A 22,595-nucleotide genomic window follows, 5' to 3' on the forward strand; every position below is an offset into this window, starting at 1 on the left:
TGTTGGGCTAGGGCCCAACATACGTTTATCTTTAATGGTGTACCTTAGCGTCTTTTAATACTTGAGCGATTTTAGAAGCCAAATGATCGTTCTTATCACCATCTAATTGTGCTAGTTCTTCTGCATAATCACTATAGTGTACAACACCACTTTGAACATTATAAATCGCCCCAACAACGGCAACATCATCCTTTTCAATCATGTCTTGTAGCGTTGGGCTACGCTCATAAATATTTTGTAACGTATTCGCTACATTAAGCTCCGTAACGTGTTTCACAAAATTGGTATTTTGGCCATCACGATCGGAAGTCGTTTGGGTTTCGGCATTAATTGCGGGTTTTATTTTTGCCAATAATTGTGTGATGTATCCTTGCTCTACTCCATTGCAAGCAGATTGAATCGCACCGCAACGTGTATGACCTAAAACCACAATTAGTTTAACACCAACCACATTACAGGCGTACTCGATACTCGCGAGGACATCATCATTCACTACGTTACCTGCCACACGCACACAGAAAATATCACCAAAAGTCATATCAAAAATGGTTTCTACAGGTACACGTGAGTCAATACAACCTAAGACAATAGCAATTGGATGTTGTTCTTTTGCTGTGTATTGAACATCAAGATGAGTTAATCGGTGAATACGCTCATCCGCTAGAAAGCGATTATTTCCCTCATTTAAAATATTAAGTACTTGAGCTGGAGACAGGTTAGATTGCACATCATAAGTAGTGACATTAATAAAATTAATGTAGTTATGGATCTTATAATGTTCTTTGAAACCCGTGAGGTTTATTGATATTTGCTTCAGTGGTGCTTGTTCCTCTTTAAATTCTTTGAGCAGCTCAGAAATTTCTTTATCAATATACTGGGTATAATGAGCGTCAATAATTAATTGTGAACCATTAGGAATAGAGTCAAGTTCTGCAACTAACGTCGCTTTGTTTAAGAACGTTACTTGCTGTGGCAGTACTAGCCTGCTGGTTATTCCTTGAGGATAAATCTCTTGAATAATATCAATACGTGCCTGGCTGTTTGATTTCAATATGAAAAACAAACTCACAGCCAGACCGATTAAAATACCAGCCAGAAGGTTAAATACAATAATACCAATTACGGTCACGATAAATGGAATAAATCGATCGAGACCTTGAGCATAGATTGAACGATAAATCGCAGGTTTATTTAATTTATATCCTGTATAAATAAGAATTGCTGCTAATGACGATAAGGGAATTTTGTTTAGTGTTCCTGGAATTAACATGACGGCAAAAAGAATAAATAGTCCATGCAAAATGATGGACATTTTAGTTCTTGAACCCGCTTGGATGTTAATCGAAGTTCGCACAATCACGGAAGTAATCGGGATACCACCGAGTAAACCTGCAGTCATATTTCCTATACCTTGAGCTACTAGTTCGCGGTTGGTAGAGGCATGACGTTTTTGTTTATCTAATCGTTCTCCTGCTTTAATGTTAAGTAAGGTTTCAAGTGACGCGATAATGGCAATAATAACCGCATAAAAATAGACTTTTGCATTACTCCATGCTGCCCAGTTGGGATGTACTAATTTATCAACAAAATCTGAGATGCTTTCACTATGGGGAATATTAACCAATTGAGGTGTATCTTGAATCAATTCTGAATCACCCCACATATAGAGTTCATTTAAGAGCACACCTAGAATTACTACAATAATTGGAGCAGGTATTTCTTTAAGCACTTTATTTTTGGTTTTATCAAAGTAAATTAAAATGGCTAAAGAACAGAGTGTAATGAGCATTGCTCCGTTATTAAGATGATTGTAGAGGGCGAGTAGGGGACTTAGGGTAATAACATCCGTAGTTTCCATTAAATGGGTTTTCAATTCATTAAAATCACTCGAGTGAGTAAATGCTAGTGGCAATTCTTTGATAATTAATAAAATACCGATTGCACATAGTAAGCCTTGAACCACGTTAGATGGCACATAATCCGCAACAAAGCCTGCTTTTAAGCAGCCGATAATGACTTGCAGCATCCCGGCAAGAAGTAAGGCGAATAGGAAGGAGTTGAAATCTCCTAGCTGGGCAATGGCGGTGACTACAACGGCGGCCATACCGGCTGCGGGACCACTCACGCTGACTTGTGAGCCACTTAAAACACCAACAACAACTCCTCCAACAATACCACTTATGATTCCGGAGAATATTGGTGCTCCGGAAGCGAGCGCGATTCCTAAACAGAGTGGAATTGCCACGAGAAATACAACTATCCCTGCGACTAGATCAAACTTTAAGTAACGTTTGCCGTAGATTCGAAATTTACGTACATCAAACATCGTTTCTGCTTGCATGAATAGTATCCTATATTGAAAATTATTTATCAGACTTTGCTTTAATCTACTTGCTTTTATAAGCCCTGTAATTTTAGACTAAAGTGTAAGCTATTGAAACATAAATGTTACAGAAACGTAACTATTATGTAACGATTTTGTTAAGCTGTAGTTTTTTCAGAGTTTCCGAACATAAAAGTTTTTTTATGAGATTCTGATTAATGCCTTAGGGCAGATTTAAGAGAAAACCTGGCTGCTCGCAACCAGGTTACAATAGAAAAATAGTGAGAATTTAGCTTAAGATTCTTCAGATGTTTCAAATTCTTCAGCAGAAAAAAGTTCATCTGCTTCGTTTCTATTTTCAGTAATCAATTCATGTTCTAAGTTTTTAAAGTTCCACATGCTTTGATCCATTAGCTGACTTGGTTTAATACTTTGTAATGCATGCAACATATTGCTTGGGACTTTGGGGTTTTCTTCTGCAAGTTGATCAATTAAACGCGCTACTTTTTTACGCATTAAATTTTCTTGTGAGCCACAAAGATTACAAGGAATGATTGGAAAAGCCTGTTCATTAGCAAAGGTAATAATGTCCTTTTCTTGTACATAACTTAATGGGCGTATGACGATATGCTTTTTATTATCACTTAGCAGTTTCGGCGGCATAGAACGAACGTCACCATTATATAAAATAGACATCATCAGCGTGCGGATTAAATCATCACGATGATGGCCCAAAGCAATTTTGTTATAGCCATTTTCTTCTGCATAACGATAAATAATACCGCGGCGTAAACGTGAGCATAAAGAACAATAGGTTTTTCCTTCAGGAACCTTTTCTTTAACAATGCTGTAGGTATCACGTGTTAAAATTTCGTGTTTAATTGAGCGATCAGCGAGCCATTGACGCAGAGTTGAATCATCCCAGCCTGGTTGTGCCTGATCCAACGTAAACGAAAATAGTTCAAATTTATTACCTGAACGACGACGTAGTTGATCAAGAATAGTTAAGAGTGTGAAGGAATCCTTGCCTCCAGATAAACAGACCATTACGCGGTCACCGCGTTGGATCATATTAAAATCTGCAATGGCCTTGCCAGTGTAATGCAGTAATTTTTTTTCAACTTGAGACGGATTGGACATGATAAAACCTTGTTATTTGCTTGTCTTATTGGCGATATGAGTGTTAACGCGCATCGTTGCCAGCCATGAATTGACGAGTTGCAGATCATTAACATTTAATGAACCGGCAAAGTATTTTAAAGTCAAAACAGAATTAATCAAGTTGTATTGATCATTAGCTAATTGCTGTTGGGCTTCGAATAAGCGTTGTTGAGCGTTTACTACGTCCACCATAGTACGGGTACCCACTTCAAATTGGGCTTCGGTACTTTCTAATGAATTTTGTTGTGAAATAATTGTTTGTCTATCTGCTTTTACTTTGCTAATTCCATCAATTATTGTATTGAATGCAATACGACTATTCACCACCACGTTGCGATAAGCTTGCTCCATTTGCTCACTACTTCCTTGGAAATTATGCTGAGCTTGGCGTGTTTGCGAGCGAACCAGGCCACCTTGGAACACCGGGAAGTTTAAGGCCAAAGCTACATTTGCTTGTTTCTGATTTTTGGGGAGTAGGGGGTTGTTGTCAACATTAGTTACCTGGTTAAAGGTTTGTGAGCTGTTTCCCTGAAGCGCAATGGTCGGCCAGTTACCTGCTGAAAGCGCTTTGACATTTTCTCGAGCTACTTCGAGATTATATTTTGCAGCGAATAATTTGTAATTTTGATTTAAACCGGTATCGACCCAAACATTAACATTGTTCGGTTCAGGTTTTATCAGTGGGATCTTACCATCTCGTAGAGGGGCTAATGATTCATAAACGTGATTGGTTAATTTTCTTAAATTTTCATACTGGTTTATTTTATTATTACGAGAAGCAATAACAGTCGCTATAGATTGATCGTAGGCGGCTTTTGCTTCATAAACCGAGGTAATTGCATCCAGACCAACTTGAAAACGTTGCTGTGCTTGCTCGTATTGGCGTTTGTTTGCTCTTTTTTTCGCTTCGGCAAATTCTAAAGTATCTTGCGCATACAGCACATCAAAATAGGCTTTTGCTGTTCTTAAAATTAAATCTTGGGCTGAGTCGTTAAATGTGGCTTGTGCAGCTTTAACATAAGCTTTGGCCTGGCGTACTTTAGCCCATGACTCATAATTGAATAATGCTTGTGATGCAGTTACTTGCCAAACTGCTGAATTGTAATATTGAGCAGTAGCTCCAAAGCTAGGCGAATTATACTCAAAATAATTACGATTTCCCTGGCCGGAAAGAGTGAGCTGTGGACGTAATGCAGCTCGTGCCTGAGGAACCGCTTCTGCATTTGCCATGTAGGTGTCATAGGCATTCTTGAAAATTGGATCATTTGCAAGGGCCTGCTGGTAAACATCCATCAAGTCTGTTGCATATGCAGATGAGGACAGTCCCACGGTTATGAGAGAGCAGAACAGCAGCTTTTTCATTATAAGATTCACCCTAAAAATACAGAGTCCGTCTTCCTGCGGCTTTGTGTTGAATAATTGTTTTCGATCACCTACTGCCATTAGTTTAAAAATCCGGTCATTCCCATACAGATAGGGAACGACAGACAATAAATTAATGGCAGTACTAATTCTTGATTTAGAATGTAAATTCTTTTGGCTTGAGCTTATCAATTAATGATGGAATTCCAGTTTCCAAAATCACTGATTTTTGCCAATTTCCTTGGTGATCTAATTGGTATAACATGCCTTTCATTACAGGCATTTTTCCTTCAATTGCAAATAATTTTCCGCCTGGTAGTACTTGTAACATATGGGTTTCAGTCAGTTTTTCCAGAGCACCAGTAAAGATAACAACATCGTAAGGAGCTTTTTCTAACCAACCCTGGCAAGCATCGCCAGTAATCAATTCTACATTCTCACAATGATGTTCTTTTAATTTACCGGCTGCATTAGCAGTGAATTCAGAATAGTAGTCTACGCTAATTACTTGTTTGCATAATTTGCTAAGTAATGCAGTAAAAAAGCCGCTACCTGTACCAACTTCAAGAACTGCTTCAGTACCTTTAAGCTCTAAAGACTGAAGAATGATTCCTTCTTCTAAAGGAGTAAGCATACGCTGACCATGCCCTAGAGGAATCTGCATATCTGAATAGGCAAACTGAGTATACTGCTCAGGGACGAATTCATGTCTTGGTATTAAATCATACAAGCTCAGAATAGACTCTTCTAAAACATCACCAGTTCGTAACTGTTGTTTCACCATGTTCGTGCGTGCGTGTTGATAACTCATTTGCTCTACCGTATTCATTGTGTTTAATGGGTTAAAACTCTGCGACCATCTTAGCAAAAAATTAGCTTATGTGCTAAGAAATAATGTCCGAATCCTTAATTTCGTGGTGACTGTGGTTAAAGTTTGTTATGATCCGTAAATTTATCGTAATTCACTTCGAAAAAGCAAATGTATTCTTTGTTTGAGTAGGAGCGATGCAACTGTTGTTTCTAAGATAATGTATAGGAGAGAACCGTGCTTGACCAATTTAGCGATTTTTTGCAAGGCGAGTTAGAACAGCTGAAAAGTGAAGGACTCTACAAATCAGAGCGTATCATTGATAGTCAACAACAGGCTGATGTGACCGTAAATCATAAAGAAGTGATTAACCTTTGTGCGAACAACTATCTAGGTTTAGCAAATGATCCTCAATTAATCGCTGAAGGACAAAAAGCACTCGAGCAATATGGTTATGGTATGGCTTCAGTACGGTTTATTTGCGGAACTCAAACACCACACAAACAACTGGAACAAAAAATTAGCCAGTTTTTAAGTAAAGAAGATACTATATTATATTCTTCTTGCTTTGATGCGAATGCTGGTCTGTTTGAAACTTTGTTAGGTGAAGAGGATGCGATCATTAGCGATGCCTTGAACCACGCCAGTATTATTGATGGCGTACGTTTATGTAAAGCAGCACGTTATCGGTATGCAAATAATGACATGAAAGCCTTAGAAGAGCAGTTAATTGCAGCCAAAGGCGCGAGTTTTCGTTTGATTGCCACTGATGGCGTGTTCTCTATGGATGGTATTCTTGCCAACCTACCCGCTATTTGTGAATTAGCAGATAAATATGATGCGATGGTTATGGTAGATGATTCGCATGCTGTTGGTTTTATGGGGAAAACAGGTCGTGGTACTCCTGAGCATTTTGGCGTTAGTGAGCGCATTGATATTATTACTGGTACCTTAGGCAAAGCTTTAGGCGGCGCTTCTGGTGGTTACACTTCTGCAAATGCAACGATTGTTGATTGGTTGCGTCAGCGTTCCAGACCTTATTTATTTTCTAATACCCTTGCCCCGGTAATTGCACATACTTCCTGTGTGGTTATAGATAATTTAATGCAAGATAGTCATTTATCAGAAAAATTAAAACGTAACAGTAAATACTTCCGTGAAGGAATGTCAAAATTAGGCTTTAAGCTAATTCCTGGTGAGCATGCAATTATTCCTGTGATGTTAGGGGATGCTAGTTTGGCGGGGCGTATGGCCAATCGTTTACTGGAGTTAGGTATTTATGTTGTTGGTTTTTCTTATCCTGTAGTACCTAAAGGTTTAGCACGTATTCGTACGCAAATGTCTGCAGCGCATGAATTGTATCATTTAGATAAAGCAATTGCTGCGTTTGAAACAGTAGGTAAAGAGTTTTCAGTTATATAAATAGGGACATAATATTGGAGCGTCTGAAGGATAATTCACTATTTTGAGGTAATTAAATGAAATCATTAGTCAAAGCTAAAAGAGAGCCTGGAATTTGGATGGAAGAAGTTGCCATTCCTGAATACGGCGTTAATGATGTTTTAATTAAAATTAATAAAACAGCGATTTGCGGTACTGATATTCATATTTATTCTTGGGACGATTGGGCACAAGCGACAATCCCTGTTCCTATGACTGTTGGACATGAGTTTGCAGGCGAAATCGTAGCTTTAGGCCAGGAAGTTCAAGGATTGAGTGTTGGGCAGCGCGTTTCTGGTGAAGGGCATATTACTTGCGGTTATTGCCGTAATTGCCGCGCGGGAAAACGCCACTTATGCCGCAATACTCTAGGCGTTGGCGTAAATCGCCCTGGCTGTTTTGCTGAGTATTTAGCATTACCGGCATCAAATGTCATTGTTCTTCCGGACAATATTACTGACGATCAAGCATCAATTTTTGACCCATTTGGTAATGCGGCTCATTGTGCTTTGTCTTTTGATGTGGTCGGTGAGGATGTTTTAATTACTGGAGCAGGCCCTATCGGTATTATGGCCGCAGCAATCGTCCGCCATATTGGTGCTCGTCATGTTGTGATTACAGACGTGAATGATTTCCGTCTCGAGTTAGCACGTAAAATGGGTGTTACACGTGCAGTGAACGTTAAGTACGAAAAACTTTCTGATGTTGTTGCCGAGCTTGGTATGATTGAAGGTTTTGATGTAGGCCTGGAAATGTCAGGTAACCCATTAGCCTTAAATGAAATGATGAAAGCCATGACTCATGGTGGTCATGTTGCAATGTTAGGTATTCCGCCACAAGAAACTCCTATTGACTGGAACCAGGTAATTTTTAAAGGGCTGGTTATTAAGGGTATTTATGGTCGTGAAATGTTTGAAACCTGGTATAAAATGATTGCCATGTTACAAAGTGGATTAGATATTTCACCTGTAACCACGCATCATTTTCCAGTAGATGACTACCAAAATGCATTCCAAATTATGGCGTCAGGTCAATCTGGAAAGGTTATTTTAGACTGGACCTAAGATTTTATAGAGTTAAAGTAAAGCGGAGTTTTTATGTCACAATATATTTTTACCATGAATCGTGTCAGCAAAATTGTTGAAAATCAGCGGTTTATTTTAAAGGATATTTCATTAAGTTTTTTCCCAGGCGCAAAAATTGGTGTGCTGGGGTTGAACGGTTCAGGTAAGTCCACGCTGTTACGTATTATGGCGGGAGTAGATACCCAATTTGAAGGTGAGGCAAGACCACAACCAGGAATTAAAATTGGTTACCTAGAGCAAGAACCACAGTTAGATTTGGATAAAACAGTGCGCGAAGTGGTTGAAGAGGGCGTATCTGAGATGAAGCAGCATTTAGTGCGCTTCGATGAAATCAGCATGCGTTTTGCGGAGCCTATGAGCGATGATGAAATGAATGAGTTACTTGCTGAACAAGGCGAGTTGCAAAACGTCATTGAAGCTGGTGGTGGTTGGGACTTGGATAGAAAACTCGACATCGCTGCTGATGCATTAAGACTACCTGAGTGGGATGCAATTGTTCGCAATCTGTCTGGTGGAGAGCGTCGTCGTGTCGCTTTATGCCGCTTATTACTTTCTAATCCAGATATGTTACTCCTTGATGAGCCAACCAACCATTTGGATGCTGAATCAGTGGCATGGTTAGAACATTATTTAGAAGGTTTCCCTGGAACCGTAGTCGCGATTACCCATGATAGATACTTCTTGGATAATGCAGCTGAGTGGATCTTAGAATTAGACCGCGGAGAGGGTTTCCCTTATAAAGGTAATTACACTGCTTGGCTTGAGCAAAAAGAAGCCCGTTTAGAGATGGAAAAGAAACAGGAAGATTCGCATCAACGAACAATTAAGTCTGAGTTAGAGTGGGTGCGTACTTCTCCGAAAGGACGTCATGCTAAAAATAAAGCACGTTTGCAACGTTTTGAAGAGATGAATTCTAAAGAGTTCCAAAAACGTAATGAAACCAATGAAATTTATATTCCACCAGGTGAGCGTTTAGGTGATTTAGTATTCGAAGGCGAGCAAATTAGCAAGTCATTTGGCGATCGAATCTTAATTGATAAATTTGACTTTAAACTACCTAAAGGCGGTGTTTTGGGTATCATTGGTCCAAATGGCGCAGGTAAATCAACATTTTTGAAAATGATTACTGGTCAGGAGCAACCTGATAGCGGTACTATTCGCATTGGTGATACAGTGCAGTTGGCCTATGTGGATCAGCTTCGCGATGAGTTAGACCCGAATAAATCCGTATGGGAAGAAATTTCTGACGGTCATGACATTATGCAGGTGGGTAGCTTCCAAATGCCTTCACGTGCTTATGTAGGCCGGTTTAACTTCAAAGGAACAGATCAGCAAAAGAAAATGTCTCAACTTTCTGGGGGAGAGCGTAACCGCGTGCACTTAGCAAAATTGCTAAAAAGTGGTTGTAACGTGTTATTACTTGACGAACCCAGTAACGATTTGGATGTTGAAACCTTACGTGCTTTGGAAGAGGCTCTTTTAAACTTCCCTGGTTGCGCGGTGATCATTTCGCATGATCGATGGTTCCTGGATCGAATTTGTACCCATTTCATGGCGTTTGAAGGTGATTCGCAAATTGTCTTCCTTGAAGGAAATTACAGTGATTATGAAGCAGATAGAAAACGCCGTTTAGGTGATGCTGCCAATAGACCTTCGCGGATTAAATATAAGAAATTAGAGTCTTAAGAGTGTTTTTTATTGCTGTTAAGTTAAGAAGATGTTAACTCTATCGACCTCCCGTGGCCAAGCTGCGGAACGTCGAAGAGGGTTCGTTGGCAACAAGCTCGGGCTTAAAATTGATATGAGTTAGTCCTTCCTAAGCAGGGAAGGGAGTTTATTTTTTGGAGAAAATATCTAAATGAAGAAGTTATTTTCGGCAGGTTTGCTGCTATGCCTTGGGTTAACATCCTGCGTAGAGTTAGATGAATCTACTTTAATTACTGATGATGCAGGTTATGTGCACCGAACCATCCATTACACAAAAGACAAACGTGGCCGTAGCTATTTTCCCATGAAAATTAAAGCAACTGGTGAAAAGCGTTTTGTGTTCGACCCTAAAGCCTCTGCTTGGGCTGCTTATGATGAAGAGGGCAACCGTTTATTAACTGGAGCGGGCTCTGCCGGGGTTGATACTTGTGAAGAAAATTCAAGCCAGTCATGCAGAACCGTAACTGGGATTTTCCGTGTTTATAATAAGCAAGGTATTAACTGTCGTTCAGGAGAATATCCTGTAGATACACGTGGTGGTGCTAAAATGCCTTACTGCATGTATTTCTATCAAGGATTCACCATTCATGCAGCCTATGATGTGCCTGAGCGTCCATCAAGCCATGGTTGCGTACGTGTGTTCCCAAGTGCGGCAAAATGGTTAAATGAAAACTTTATGAAGATTGGTACTAAAGTAATCGTTTTAGCTTATTCAGACCAAAATGGTGTGAATCATTCACAACCTCGTTCATTTTAAAGAGTGTACACTCAACCTGTATTAGTTTTAGCTGATACAGGTTGTATCTCTTAGTGCTTGGTTGCTTGTAATTGGGCCTTCTTTGACTTCGCCCTGTGGCACCATCGGCACTGTCTTAATTTGGTTTAAAACTCAAGCGGGTCGGTATTGTTCACTGGAGTCTGGTTGAGCGATTGCATATTCCTTGGTGTCTTCATCTATTTGATTTATCGCAAAAAAACTCAAGAAACGCGGATATTTTCTACCGAATGTAGGTCGAGCGAGATTGGATTCTTCGCTTGTGGTATTTGCAAGTTCATGCGTGCTGTGGTCTATATGCTCGGGTTCTAAATGAGATGGGTATGCTAGTACATTTGGTTTATCGCTTGTCTTGGAACCGGTTTCTTGGGGCTCATCCGGAATATCAATTAGAATTGGATTATGTGGAGCAAGATCTTGTGCTGATAAGCGCGGTAGTTTTGAAGAGTTTAACCCTTTCAGTGATATAGGGGATGCTCTTTTTTTACTGTTCGGAGGAGTTTTAGTTGTAAAGTGATATTTGGGGCTTAACTCAATATCCTGGTTATAATATTCAGGCTGAATTGTCGCAGCATCAATGATTACATCTTTGAGTAAAGGGGTAATTGCTTCACAAATAATACGCCCAAAACCGAGGATGTAGCCGATTTTATCCTGATATTTACGTACGACTCGTCCTACCATTTGTTCTAAACGTTGAATGTTATCGTGTTGCCGTTCTACGGCTAGTATAAGCCAGGAAAGGCTGGGATCATCAAAACCAATGCCAAGCATATTTACCGCCAGTAACACTCCGGGCTGATTACTGTTGATAAAACTCTCTAGTTCCTCTTTATAGCGGGAGTTTCCTGAATGGATTGCATAAGCATTATAACCGTGGGTTTTTAATTGTTCTTTAGCTGCATCGCATTCTTCAATCGACGCAAAATAAATCACTCCTCGACTCTGCTGTAATGTTGTTTTTTGTCGAAATCCAGGATGTATTATTTGTTGTAGTAGCTGTGGTAGTTTCTTCATTAAGATAGATAAATTGTTTTTCGTGTAGGGAAGGCCAAGGCTATCTGCGATTACCGGAGCTAATATGCCATCACTAATACCTTGCTTAAACGTATAATTGAATATGCTGGGCAATGCATTTTTAAGTGGTGGGGTAGCGGTACTCCCTATTAACAATAGCTCTGATTCCCATTGGTTTAATTGATTGATGAGTTCGGGGATTCGTTGTGCATATTCATGATATTCATCCAACAACAATAAACAGCAACGACTAACAAGCTCGGGATTTTGCTTCATTAATAAACTAAAACTATCCTCACAAAAAATAAGAATACATTTCTGTTGCTTTATGCGTTGATTATACTGCAAATGAGCCACAGTGCAGCTGTTTAGAGCACTGGAAATTTTAATAATGTTTTCTTGCGGGATTTGCAAGTTAAAGGCAGAGCTACTGGACTGTTTATTATAGGCAATAAAATTGTCATAGAATTGTTCCATGAGTTGGATAAAGGGGGTGACAATAATAATGCACTCATCATCTAAAGCCGCATGGTAGGCGAGGCGGGCTAATTCTATTTGTACTCGTGTTTTTCCGGTACCTGTGGCCATCATGAGTTGGCTTTGTGGGGTGTTCATGGTCAATGCAGCAATAATTGCTTGTTGTTGATAGCTTCGCAAATAAGAGGCATCAAATGGTGCTTTTCCATGAATTTGTTGCCAGCGTTGTTGAAAAGGATAGGGATTCTCCGGTAGATGGATGGTGGTGAGTTGTGAATTTACTTCCATACCGTTAAGTTGCGCATGATATTGTACGAGATCCGCATTCGCCAGGCGTGTTTGTTGTGCTTGGTAGCGTAGCTGATTTGACCGGATAAGATCATTAAAGCTGGCAATTGTTTTGTTAGCTAAATCGAGTTGTGCTTTTTCTAATGCCAGAGCATACTCTTCGGATAAAGATTCAAGTGGCTCTGCCAGTTTATTGGTAGCTCGGAAGGCATTACGATGTGTTTTTGAGCGTAACAGATTTGCTTCTTGTGGCGGAGCAATTGCATAGCCGTTTAATTGTGGTTGAGCCAAATGATGCAACATAATTTGTAAATAATAATCCTCACCCCAACTACTGTTATGCTTGGGTTCGGGCAATAATAAATAGAGTTGTTCGTCGGGTAAATATTCTTTGATTTTGGCGAGATTTAACATAAATAATTTAGAGCCGAGTTGACCACTCTTTAGGTTTGTATTGAATCCGGTACTGATTGAAATACAGAGTGCTTCATTTTGCTTGTCATATAGATAGTCAAATAAGGAATAATCAGCCCTAAAGGTGGTGTAATTGACCACCTTTATGTTGTCATCCAGCATAAGAACGTGGGATAACTTGTTATGGGCGGCAAAGAGAATGATTGCTAAGCGACGGCTGGTAATCGTACCCGGTGGTAGTGCCTGACCGGAGCTATGAATTTCTTTGATTACCAGTACATCATAAGCAGGTAAAACTCCTAACGTTGCAAATTCGTTTTCGGTAAGCACCAGGATTACGCGCTCTCCCGGAGCTATTGGTGGCAAAAACGCATTTTCTTTGCGTCCAGCACAAATAAAAGTGACTTTTGCTTCAGGAGTAACTGGTTGTTCTTCGGCAGTATATAAATCGGCATAAAGTCCCAATGCATTAATCATTTGGGTATGTTTCAGTGGATTTCGGGGATTTAAACTGCTTAAACGCTCAAAGGGAACTGAAATAGTACCCAGTGTTGGCTGCATTATCGTTGAAGATTTTGCTATAGTTAGTGACGGTAAATTCGCGCCTAAATATTTATCTTGAATTCCCGCTCTAATCACTAATGAATTATTAAAAACAGGTTCATCTACCTGCATTACAAATTGATCTGCGAGCGCTTCGGTGTGAGTATGCGTTGTCGCAAGTGGTATTAGGTCTGCTTCTGTTTGGGTGAATAGTTGGTCAATAAACTCATCCATAGTTCCTTGTATTAATTGCTTCGGTGTGCTCTGAACAAATTCTTCTTGAGGAGCGGGAATAAACTCATATTGAGGCAATAAGGGGATGGCTTGCTTCTCTTCATCCAATAGCAGATGCTCGGGGAGCCTTCCTTCTGCATCAAAAATCTCAAGGGAATAAAAATTATCCATAGCGTCGTAAGGCAAGAAATCAGAATTTAAATATGAGAAAGGAGCCAGTACTGGTGCTATTAAATTTTGTTGATTGGTCTGCTGTGCTTCGTAGGCTGGTGTTGGATTCTTATGCTCCAGGTACTGCCTAATAAATGCACTTAGCTCCTGGTCAGGGGTTTCATATTCCTTTAATGCAACAAATGATCTTATGTCATTCCAGCTGTCGAGTAGTTGGCACAGGATACTTTGTTGCGAATTATATTTTTGATAGTTATAAGCTGCCAAAATAATCACTAATCGTTTTTTTGGGGAGTGCTCAAACAATGAAATCAGCTTGTTTGCTTCTTTAGTACCGGAATGAAACCAGCATGCATGATTTAATTGATTTTTTCCTATAATCTTAGCTAAAGCCACGAATGGACTCTCTTTAGCAGATGAGGCTCGTAACTTTTGTGTGCCGGTATTATATTTAAATGTGTGCTGGTAATACGGATGTAGTATATCATCGCACACACTTATTGCGTTATTAATGTTTAATTCATCCCGGGAAAATTGCTCTAAAAGTTGAATAATTACGTATTCATAATGCTGGTCGGAAGTTTGCTCCCTCTGGGAACCGGAGGCCTTTTTGCCAGACCTGCTTAAAGCAGTAGCTAAAATAGTTTCTTTTTCTTGTTTGTTTAATTGGCTAAACAGTTGTGTAATTTCATTTTGTTTACATTTATTATGTAACCATTGGATGTAGCGAGGATAGTTATAATAAGCAAAAGCTTTTATAAATTTTATTAAGGAGGAGTTGGAGCTCATCAATTCACTATCGGGCTTGTTTCTAAATAACTTAATCAACTGTTCTTCCGTTATATCTACCCAGTAATGCTGTAATAAATATTGGAATAGTTTTCTTGCCCAGAGAGGATTTTCCTTAAAAAATGTTGTGTGGAATCCATAAAACTCTCTCGAGCCATAAAATAATAGCTCCGTACACTCTTTAAGTAATAATGCGACATTTAGTGTTAAATTGTTTGTGGGCCCGGGGAAAACTGCTTGCAATGAATTGTAGTCCGATTTGTTTATGTGAAGCCGATTGGCGAATCGTTTATTTACAATAAACATGGCATTGAGCAAATGATGTAACAAGGAGAGATTCATTTCGTCCGGTTTATGCCATATATCTTGAGGAATGTTTTTTGCATGGCTACATAGAAAGGTAATACTTAATAGCATTCCGGATGGATTATGTATCAGAGCTTTACGAACTAGCTCTACTCCTTCTTGTTGGCTTTCCTGTTCTTGGCTTTGAAAAAACAAAGGGAGGAATTGTGTGTAATCTTCCAATTCAGGCCAATTAAAAGAAGAGTTTCCTTGGCAAAACAACCAGAGTTTTTGTAATGATTTTTGCACTATATCTAATAGGGGAGTATTTGGCATGAATGAAACAAGCTGAGAATAATTGCGAGAATATAGTTCTTTCTATCCTTTAAGTCAACCAATTGTTTATTTGTTGACCGCTTGTTCCTTGAATTAAAAGTATATTTCTTAAAAATTCTTGCGAGAGAAATCTATTGCTTTCCCACGCTACCAACTTTGGTTCTTTATAAAATAGATGCTTTTTCAATTACCCTATTTGGTGGGTAAATCGCGTCAAGCAGCATCGGTTCGTAGGCCCAGCATACGCGGGTGAGTGGGCATCGAAGTAAGCATAAAGATCTGTTCATGAACTAAATTTGGTGGTGTGTAAAAATGCTTCAGGAACGTTGCCTATGGATTTGAGCTGCTTGAGTGAATACGAATATCCAGGTCATTCTTAGAAAACGGTGTGTTGATTAATCAAATGATTACTTCCTTGACCACTGTGCTGTGATGATTTTGAGTGACTATTACGGTTTTGATTCAACTTGTTCGTATTTTGTTTGAAAAAATACTGTTCATTACAAGCTAGAGTTTTATATAGCCCGTATTAGATGTAGTAATAATACGGGACTTAGTGGCATTGGGCTTGATTAATGAGGCTTACCTATAACAGGTTGGTTTTGCGGAGCATTAGGAGTGCTTTCATCCGCTGGGCGAGTATCCAGATTTGTATTCTCAGGATTATTTACCAATATAGGTTTTTTCGTTGTCACCGTACCGCGTGGAGTTGCAATCATTTGGGTAATTCCCAGGTCTCCTGTTGGTTTACGATTAACCGTTAAATCAACACTCAACAGTTGGCTAACTTTTTCTTTCTCATTTTGATAAACTACTACTAAAGGCAATGTGACCTTCCACTGATTGTCTTTGGCATTTGTAATAAATCCTTGGCCATCAACATGACTGCTTACAGTTAAACTTTGTGACTTAATCGCTTCGATATTACCTGATTTTTTCAATGCAGTACTAAAACCAGTCCAACCTTGTTCAGTAAAACAGGCCTGTAATTTCTGCATTTGTGCATCTAAGGTATTTGGGTCGAAGCTAAATGATTGGATCACTGCTTTTTCAGACCAAGCTAAAACCACAGATTGTTCTACGCTTTTTACTTGAGCAGGAATTTTATAATTGCAATCAATGACCGCACTCGGTGCTGGGGCAGGTACGACTTGAGCTGCTGGTGCTGCTGGAAGCGTAGTAGAGCCTGGTTGTGGGGGTGTTGCTGGAGTTGCTGGTGACGCTGGATCAGCAGCATATACTTGAGTGCTAATTAGAGTAGCTAAGGCACTCCAAAGTATGGTTTTCTTCATGAAATAACTCCTTTAAATTGTGTGCAGCAATTCTGCGATAATAAGCGCTGCCAGCCTGGCTGTTTTTTGATCCTGATCCAAAGGTGGCGAAAGCTCAGCAATGTCTAAACTGACTACTTTGCCACTTTGCATGATGTATTTCAAGAGTGGCAATATTTGCCATGGGGTTAACCCCAGTGGCTGTGGGGCGCTTACCCCTGGGGCGAAACATTCAGCTAAAACATCAAGACAGATAGTTAAATAAATATGGTCCATATTTAGCATAAAATCATCAAGAAAAGCCAAATGCCAAGCGAGGCTTTTCTCATAAATATCTTCTGCCGTTAAATAGCGCACGTTTAATTCCGCTGCACGACGAAACAACGAAGGAGTATTACCCATCCGTTGTATACCCAGGCAGCAATAATCAAATTTACGTCTGTTGTCTTCACACCAGGCGGCAATTTGTGAAAAAGGAGTACCTGAGGTTCCAAGCTGATCTTTGAGGTAAGGGCGCAGATCAAAATGTGCATCAAAATTAATAATACCCAATCGCGTATAATTAGCAGCTAACCCTTGATGATGAGCCCACGCAATTTCATGGCCTCCTCCTAAAGCAATGGTTTGGTGTCCCTGCTGATGGCAAAAATTAATCAAACTGGAAAATTGGCTTTGTGCTAATTCCAGCTCATCCTGTTCACAAATGATATTTCCTAAGTCGACATAAACTTTATTATTGGAGCAGGGGAGCTTTGCCAATTGAGTTTTTATTTGATCAGGCCCTAGTTTTGCACCGGGTCTGCCCTGGTTGCGGCGCACTCCTGCATCGCTAGCAAAACCAACAAAAATGGTTTTTTTCTCTTTGCTAATTAAATCGGTTTGTTGTGTAGGAAAGGTTATTTTTTGAAAAAAACGCTCTGCATTGGGAGTATCTTTTCTACCCTGCCATAAGAGCGGGTCAGCATGCCGATAATTGGACAGATTTTCAAACATTAAATTCTCCCTGTATTAGCGATACATAGTGAAAGTTATTGATTCTATAGTACTTGCCATAAAAAAAGAAATTTTGTCTTTACCCGGTTAAAATATGCCAACTTAGTCTAATGTCTGGTATTATCTGTGTACACTTAGATAGAAGATACAGAGGATATTGTGTTTATTATTACTGGCGGTGGAAGTGGTATAGGAAAAGCTTTAGCCTTATCTTTGGATAAACGCGGTAAAAATGTATTAATCATCGGGCGTCGAGAGCAGTTATTGAAGGAAACAGCAGCTGCCGCAACAAACATTCAATATTTCTGCGCTGACGTTGCTACCCCAGATGGTTTAGCAGCTATAAAAACACATCTGGATTCGGTATCTCAAATTACTGCATTAATTAATAATGCGGGTACTTTAAATCCCCTGAGTTTATTAAAAGATATTGAACCTCAAGAATGGCAACATGCGCTAAGTACTAATTTAAATGCCCCACTATATTTATCACAAATGCTATATACCAAGTTAAATCAAGGTCGTGTGTTAAATATTGGTTCCGGAGCTGCTTATTTTGCAATAAAAGGTTGGGGGGCTTATTGCGTTTCAAAAGCCGCCTTAGCAATGTTGTCCAAGTGCTGGCATTTAGAGTCCGAATCGGTTGCTTTTGCTAGCGTAATGCCAGGCATTATTGATACGGATATGCAGGTTTTGGCTCGCAGTGATGAAAATCCAGATCATGATCAAGGTAATTTTTATAAGCGTCTGAAAGAGAAGGGGCGTTTGGTTGCACCAGAAACTGTAGCAGTATTTTTAACTTGGTTATTGTTGGATGTTGATGCAGCAACCTATGGTTCTAAGGAATGGGACATTTACGATACCAGCCATCATGCAGCATGGCTTAAACCGCCACATCAAGTTCTTCATTGGGATTTTTAATGTTAACTTGCGATAAGTTATTGCTTAATACCACGACTATTGATGCTTTAGGCAAGCAACTAACACAGCAAGCAATTGCTATTAGTAAGGGTATTATTTCTTGGTGTGGTCCCGAAGCAGAATTACCCTCGCAATTTAGAGAAACTAAAGAACGAGTGGATTGTCATGGCCAATTAGTTACTCCAGGCTTGATTGATTGTCATACGCATTTGGTTTTTGCGGGAAATCGGGCTGCGGAGTTTCAGATGAAACTCTCTGGAGTAAGCTATACAGAAATTGCTAAAGCAGGCGGTGGAATTATCTCTACCGTAAAGCAAACTCGTGCGGCTTCAGAGGACGAGTTAATTCAGCAATCGTTGCCGCGAATTTTAGCTTTAAAAAACGAAGGGGTAACTACGGTAGAAATTAAATCAGGCTACGGTTTGGATTTGTCTTCTGAGCTAAAGATGCTCCGTGTGGCTAAACGCCTGGGAGAAATGACTGGTTTAAGAGTACGCAAGACTTTTTTGGGTGCGCATACAGTTGGCCCTGAATTTTCAGGCAACAACCAAGCCTATGTGGATCTGTTGTGCGAAGAAATGTTACCTGCTTTATGTGAGATGGATTTAATTGATGCGGTAGATGTCTTCTGTGAATCAATCGCTTTTTCGCTGGCACAAACAGAACAAATTTTTCGCGCTGCACATGCATTGAATTTACCGATAAAATGCCATGCGGAGCAATTGTCTAATCTTGGTGCCAGTGAGCTTGCTGCCGAATTTGGCGCTTTATCTTGCGACCATCTTGAGTTTTTAGATGAGAGAGGGGCGCAGGCCTTGGCTAAGTCCAATACCGTTGCGGTATTGCTTCCAGGAGCCTATTATTTTTTACGCGAACAACATAAACCACCAGTTGATTTACTACGCCAGGCTGGAGTAGGTATGGCTATTGCTACTGATTGTAATCCAGGTTCCTCACCAACGGCATCATTGCGATTGATGATGAGTATGGCATGCCAATTTTTTGCTTTATCTGTTCCTGAGGTGTTGGCTGGAGTGACGAGTCAAGCAGCGAAAGCGTTAGGTTTAGACAAAGAAGTCGGCCATATTGCTGCTGGTATGGCTGCAGATTTGGTATTATGGTCTGCCACTGAGGGGGACGCACTTTGCTATTACTTTGCATATCCATTACCTCACCAAACAATGATAGCCGGTGAGTGGGTATCTATGAGGGATCTTTGACTTGGGAATTAAATTATGATGAACCAATTGAAATTCGTTTTATCGATGTTATTTATTGTTTCTTCTTTTGCTGTTCAGGCAGCGACCTCGGCATCACTTAAAAAAGAAACATCGACTTATATTATTGATGTAAAATACCCACAAGGCTTCAAAGATGCCAATGTGAATACGGTAGTAAAGGATTTTATTGAGCAAACGCAAAAAAGCTTTTTTAGTGAACTATCTGAAGATGAAAATGTTGCTTTAGATGTTTCAGGTAAAAGTGGACTAAATATTACATACTCTATTGCGTACGAACAAAATGATGCGTTAAGTGTTCGTTTTAATATTTCTATTTATCACCGCGGTGCTGCACATCCATTAAATACGACTGCGGTGTTGAATTTTGTTAATAATCGTCAAGTAGAACTTGCTGGGTTATTTGTTAATGGGGCTGATTATTTAAAAACAATTTCAGAACTCAGTAGCAAAGAGATTACCGCAAAGAATATTTCTGATGCGAAATGGATCAAGGAAGGGACTAAACCGGTCGCAGAGAATTACCATGTTTGGTCTTTCTCACCAAAAGGACTTGAGATTATTTTTGATAGCTATCAAGTGGCTGCTTACGTTTATGGACCACAAATAGTTTCAATTCCTTTATCTGCTATTTCAGCGATGTTGAAACCTGAAATACAAAAAACAGTTTGGAAGTCTTGATGAGTGATACACCTTTTATAGCTGCCGATAAAAAAGTAGCCGAATTAACTTTTCGGGTCATTATTTTGGCCATAATATTGACCGTATTATTGGCCATGTCAAATGCCTATTTGGCATTAAAATTAGGTATTTTAACTTCGGCATCTATTCCTGCAGCTATTATTTCTATGGGAATTTTACGATTTTTTAAAAACTCTACTGTTTTAGAAAATAATGCGGTGCAAACTGCTGCCTCGGCTGGAGAAGCGGTCGCTGGTGGTATTGTGTATACCATTCCTGCCTTGATCATTATTGGTTATTGGAATCATTTTGATTACCTCACTAACTTTTTTATTGCGGTGAGTGGGGGAATTCTTGGGGTTTTGTTCTCAATTCCGTTGCGTCGTCTTTTAGTTAATGATCGTAATTTAAAATTCCCTGAAGGACGGGCTATTGCTGAGGTATTGAAATCCTCAGTAGAAAAAGCCGGAATCAGCGATATATTGATGGGGGGCGCGATTGGTGGCTTAATTGAATTGCTGCAGACTGGCTTTAAACTGATTGCAAACAGTTGGGGATATTGGTTTGTTGTTAAACGTTCCTTATTTGGTTTAGGTGCTGGTTTTTCGGCAACCATGATTGGTGCTGGTTATCTAGTCGGACATGATATGGCGATCAGTATCTTTTTGGGCGCAGTCATTTCCTGGTTAGTTGCTTTACCTATAATAAGTCGTTTCTATCCTGAATTTTTAACGCATTACAATCCAGAGCAGGCTGCATCATTCTTATGGAATAGTGAGATGCGTTATCTGGGGATTGGAGCTATGCTATTTGCTGGCATGTGGACTTTTCTGAAATTAGTTAAACCCTTGTCTAAGAGTATTCAAACTTCTTTTAATACATTTGTATCGAAAAGCCGTATGGATTTGGAAGTACCGCGTACAGATAAAGATATTCCTCTTCCTTACCTGCTCATGGGAATAGGGGTGATGGCTTCGATTTTATTCTTATTTTTCCAATTAGTCTTACCTTTAGCACAAGTAGGATTAGATAATGATTATTCGCCTACGCTGGTATTTCTCGCCGTGCTGTATGTCTTATTTATTGGCTTTATCTTTTCGGTAATTACGGCCTATTTTTCGGGAATGGTTGGGGTTACTGCCAGCCCGGGAAGTTCGGTGGTTATTTCTGGGATGTTATTTGCTGCATGGTTGTTATTAGTTGCCATCGATCATTTTCTGCCGTTGCCCTTAAGCCCTCAGCAAATACAAGCAGCTGAAGCAATTACGATTATGATTGGTTCGGTAGTTACGGGGATTGCAGCTATTGCGAATGATAATACTCAGGATTTAAAAGTAGGGCAGTTGGTTGGTGCTACACCCTGGAAACAACAGCTTATGCTCTTACTCGGAGTTGTGGTTTCCTCCTTGGTAATTCCACCTGTAATGCAGCTTCTATTTAATGTATATGGTATTGCTGGGGTCATGCCGCACTCAGGGATGGATGTGAGCCAATCCTTACCTGCACCAACCGCTGCTTTGATGGCTGCAATAACTGAAGCAGTGTTTCAAAATTCATTGCCTTGGAATATGATGTTTTTTGGTTCTTGCATTATTTTAGTAATTATTTTCTTGAACCATATCTTTAAAATAAGACGTTACCTTAATTTGTCCATCCTTGGGGTTGCTATAGGCATGTATTTACCTCTTTCATCCTCTTTCCCCTTATTCATTGGCGGAATGATTGCGTTATTTGTGCAAAGGCATTTACGCAGGCTTCAGAAAAATAAAGAAGAACAGGTTACGAGAAAACAAAAGGGAACGTTGATTGCTTGTGGTTTAGTTGCGGGTTCAGCGATTATTGATGTATTGCTCGCTATTCCCTTCTCCATTGCGAAAAATCCTGATGCACTGCAATTGGCTGGTGCTGGTTGGAAAAATACCAGTGTATATTTAGGTGTCTTATCCACTTTATTATTAGCCTGGTGGATCAATCGCCGCGTTTGTTCTGGAAAGATTTAAGCATTATATTTATAAATTGTAGGTTGGCCCCCTTGGGTCAACAAGAGTATCAAGCCACAGCAGAACTCAAGGTTGGGCCATGGGCCAACCTACAAGTCATTTTATTATGAATTAATTAAAATCAATTTATATTTATTTTGAACTTTTGTGGTATAATTAATCTTTTTGTTTAAAAATATCATGATTAATCAGAATGTTATTAATTTTTTAATTGATTTATGTAGGATTGATGAAGCAAATATTCCTTCTATCTTAGATACGATTACCTCTATTCGT

At 39.6% G+C, this 22,595-nt stretch carries 15 protein-coding genes; 8 read left to right on the forward strand and 7 right to left on the reverse strand.

The genetic code is table 11. From position 1 onward, the window contains the following. Positions 1–31: 31 nt before the first annotated feature. The 4 genes from J2N86_RS05200 to J2N86_RS05215 form a co-directional block, all read right to left on the reverse strand. A complete protein-coding gene (locus J2N86_RS05200) occupies positions 32–2,341 on the reverse strand; it encodes a bifunctional SulP family inorganic anion transporter/carbonic anhydrase (RefSeq protein WP_252581358.1) in 2,310 nt (769 codons plus the stop codon). A 276-nt stretch (positions 2,342–2,617) separates the two neighbouring features. After that, positions 2,618–3,463, reverse strand: a complete 846-nt coding sequence (gene ttcA, locus J2N86_RS05205; RefSeq protein WP_252581360.1) for a tRNA 2-thiocytidine(32) synthetase TtcA — start codon at positions 3,461–3,463, stop codon at positions 2,618–2,620. A 12-nt stretch (positions 3,464–3,475) separates the two neighbouring features. Continuing rightward, the gene (locus J2N86_RS05210; protein ID WP_252581362.1) at positions 3,476–4,846 is read right to left on the reverse strand and encodes a TolC family outer membrane protein; all 1,371 of its coding nucleotides are present in this window, start codon (positions 4,844–4,846) and stop codon (positions 3,476–3,478) included. Between the two features lie 157 nt (positions 4,847–5,003). Continuing rightward, entirely contained in the window at positions 5,004–5,657 is a 654-nt protein-coding gene (locus tag J2N86_RS05215) for a protein-L-isoaspartate O-methyltransferase family protein (protein WP_252581364.1), read from the reverse strand. Positions 5,658–5,891: 234 nt separating this feature from the next. Between J2N86_RS05215 and J2N86_RS05220 the strand changes: the two genes are divergently transcribed. From J2N86_RS05220 to J2N86_RS05235, 4 genes are all read left to right on the forward strand, one after another. Beyond that, the gene (locus J2N86_RS05220) at positions 5,892–7,076 is read left to right on the forward strand and encodes a glycine C-acetyltransferase (protein ID WP_252581366.1); all 1,185 of its coding nucleotides are present in this window, start codon (positions 5,892–5,894) and stop codon (positions 7,074–7,076) included. Positions 7,077–7,132: 56 nt separating this feature from the next. Continuing rightward, entirely contained in the window at positions 7,133–8,158 is a 1,026-nt protein-coding gene (gene tdh, locus J2N86_RS05225; protein WP_252581368.1) for an L-threonine 3-dehydrogenase, read from the forward strand. Between the two features lie 33 nt (positions 8,159–8,191). After that, entirely contained in the window at positions 8,192–9,865 is a 1,674-nt protein-coding gene (gene ettA, locus J2N86_RS05230) for an energy-dependent translational throttle protein EttA (RefSeq protein WP_252581370.1), read from the forward strand. Positions 9,866–10,037: 172 nt separating this feature from the next. After that, a complete protein-coding gene (locus J2N86_RS05235) occupies positions 10,038–10,643 on the forward strand; it encodes a L,D-transpeptidase (protein WP_252581372.1) in 606 nt (201 codons plus the stop codon). 132 nt (positions 10,644–10,775) lie between these two features. On the opposite strand, the gene J2N86_RS05240 is transcribed toward J2N86_RS05235, so the two are convergent. The 3 genes from J2N86_RS05240 to hutG all read right to left on the reverse strand — a co-directional run bounded on the left by J2N86_RS05240 (position 10,776) and on the right by hutG (position 17,479). Continuing rightward, positions 10,776–15,215: a DEAD/DEAH box helicase gene (locus J2N86_RS05240; RefSeq protein ID WP_252581374.1), complete on the reverse strand. Its 4,440-nt coding sequence runs from the start codon at positions 15,213–15,215 to the stop codon at positions 10,776–10,778. A 572-nt stretch (positions 15,216–15,787) separates the two neighbouring features. Continuing rightward, positions 15,788–16,507: a DotI/IcmL family type IV secretion protein gene (locus J2N86_RS05245; protein ID WP_252581376.1), complete on the reverse strand. Its 720-nt coding sequence runs from the start codon at positions 16,505–16,507 to the stop codon at positions 15,788–15,790. A 12-nt stretch (positions 16,508–16,519) separates the two neighbouring features. Then, positions 16,520–17,479 carry a formimidoylglutamase gene (gene hutG / locus J2N86_RS05250; RefSeq protein WP_252581377.1) on the reverse strand — a complete coding sequence of 320 codons (960 nt, stop codon included), beginning with the start codon at positions 17,477–17,479 and terminating at the stop codon, positions 16,520–16,522. A 159-nt stretch (positions 17,480–17,638) separates the two neighbouring features. Between hutG and J2N86_RS05255 the strand changes: the two genes are divergently transcribed. The 4 genes from J2N86_RS05255 to J2N86_RS05270 are packed head-to-tail and all read left to right on the forward strand — an operon-like array spanning position 17,639 to position 22,319. Continuing rightward, on the forward strand, positions 17,639–18,400 hold the full coding sequence (locus J2N86_RS05255) for an SDR family NAD(P)-dependent oxidoreductase (RefSeq protein WP_252581379.1): 762 nt from the start codon (positions 17,639–17,641) through the stop codon (positions 18,398–18,400). Then, positions 18,400–19,620 (forward strand): imidazolonepropionase, encoded by a 1,221-nt coding sequence (gene hutI, locus J2N86_RS05260; protein WP_252581381.1) that lies wholly within the window; start codon positions 18,400–18,402, stop codon positions 19,618–19,620. Before J2N86_RS05255 ends, hutI begins: the two co-directional genes overlap by 1 nt. Positions 19,621–19,635: 15 nt before the next feature. Next, a complete protein-coding gene (locus J2N86_RS05265; RefSeq protein WP_252581383.1) occupies positions 19,636–20,319 on the forward strand; it encodes an RsiV family protein in 684 nt (227 codons plus the stop codon). Then, positions 20,319–22,319, forward strand: coding sequence for an OPT family oligopeptide transporter (locus J2N86_RS05270; protein ID WP_252581385.1), 2,001 nt, complete (start codon positions 20,319–20,321; stop codon positions 22,317–22,319). Before J2N86_RS05265 ends, J2N86_RS05270 begins: the two co-directional genes overlap by 1 nt. Positions 22,320–22,595 lie beyond the last annotated feature (276 nt).

Source organism: Legionella lytica, from assembly GCF_023921225.1.
GTDB classification, from domain to species: domain Bacteria; phylum Pseudomonadota; class Gammaproteobacteria; order Legionellales; family Legionellaceae; genus Legionella; species Legionella lytica.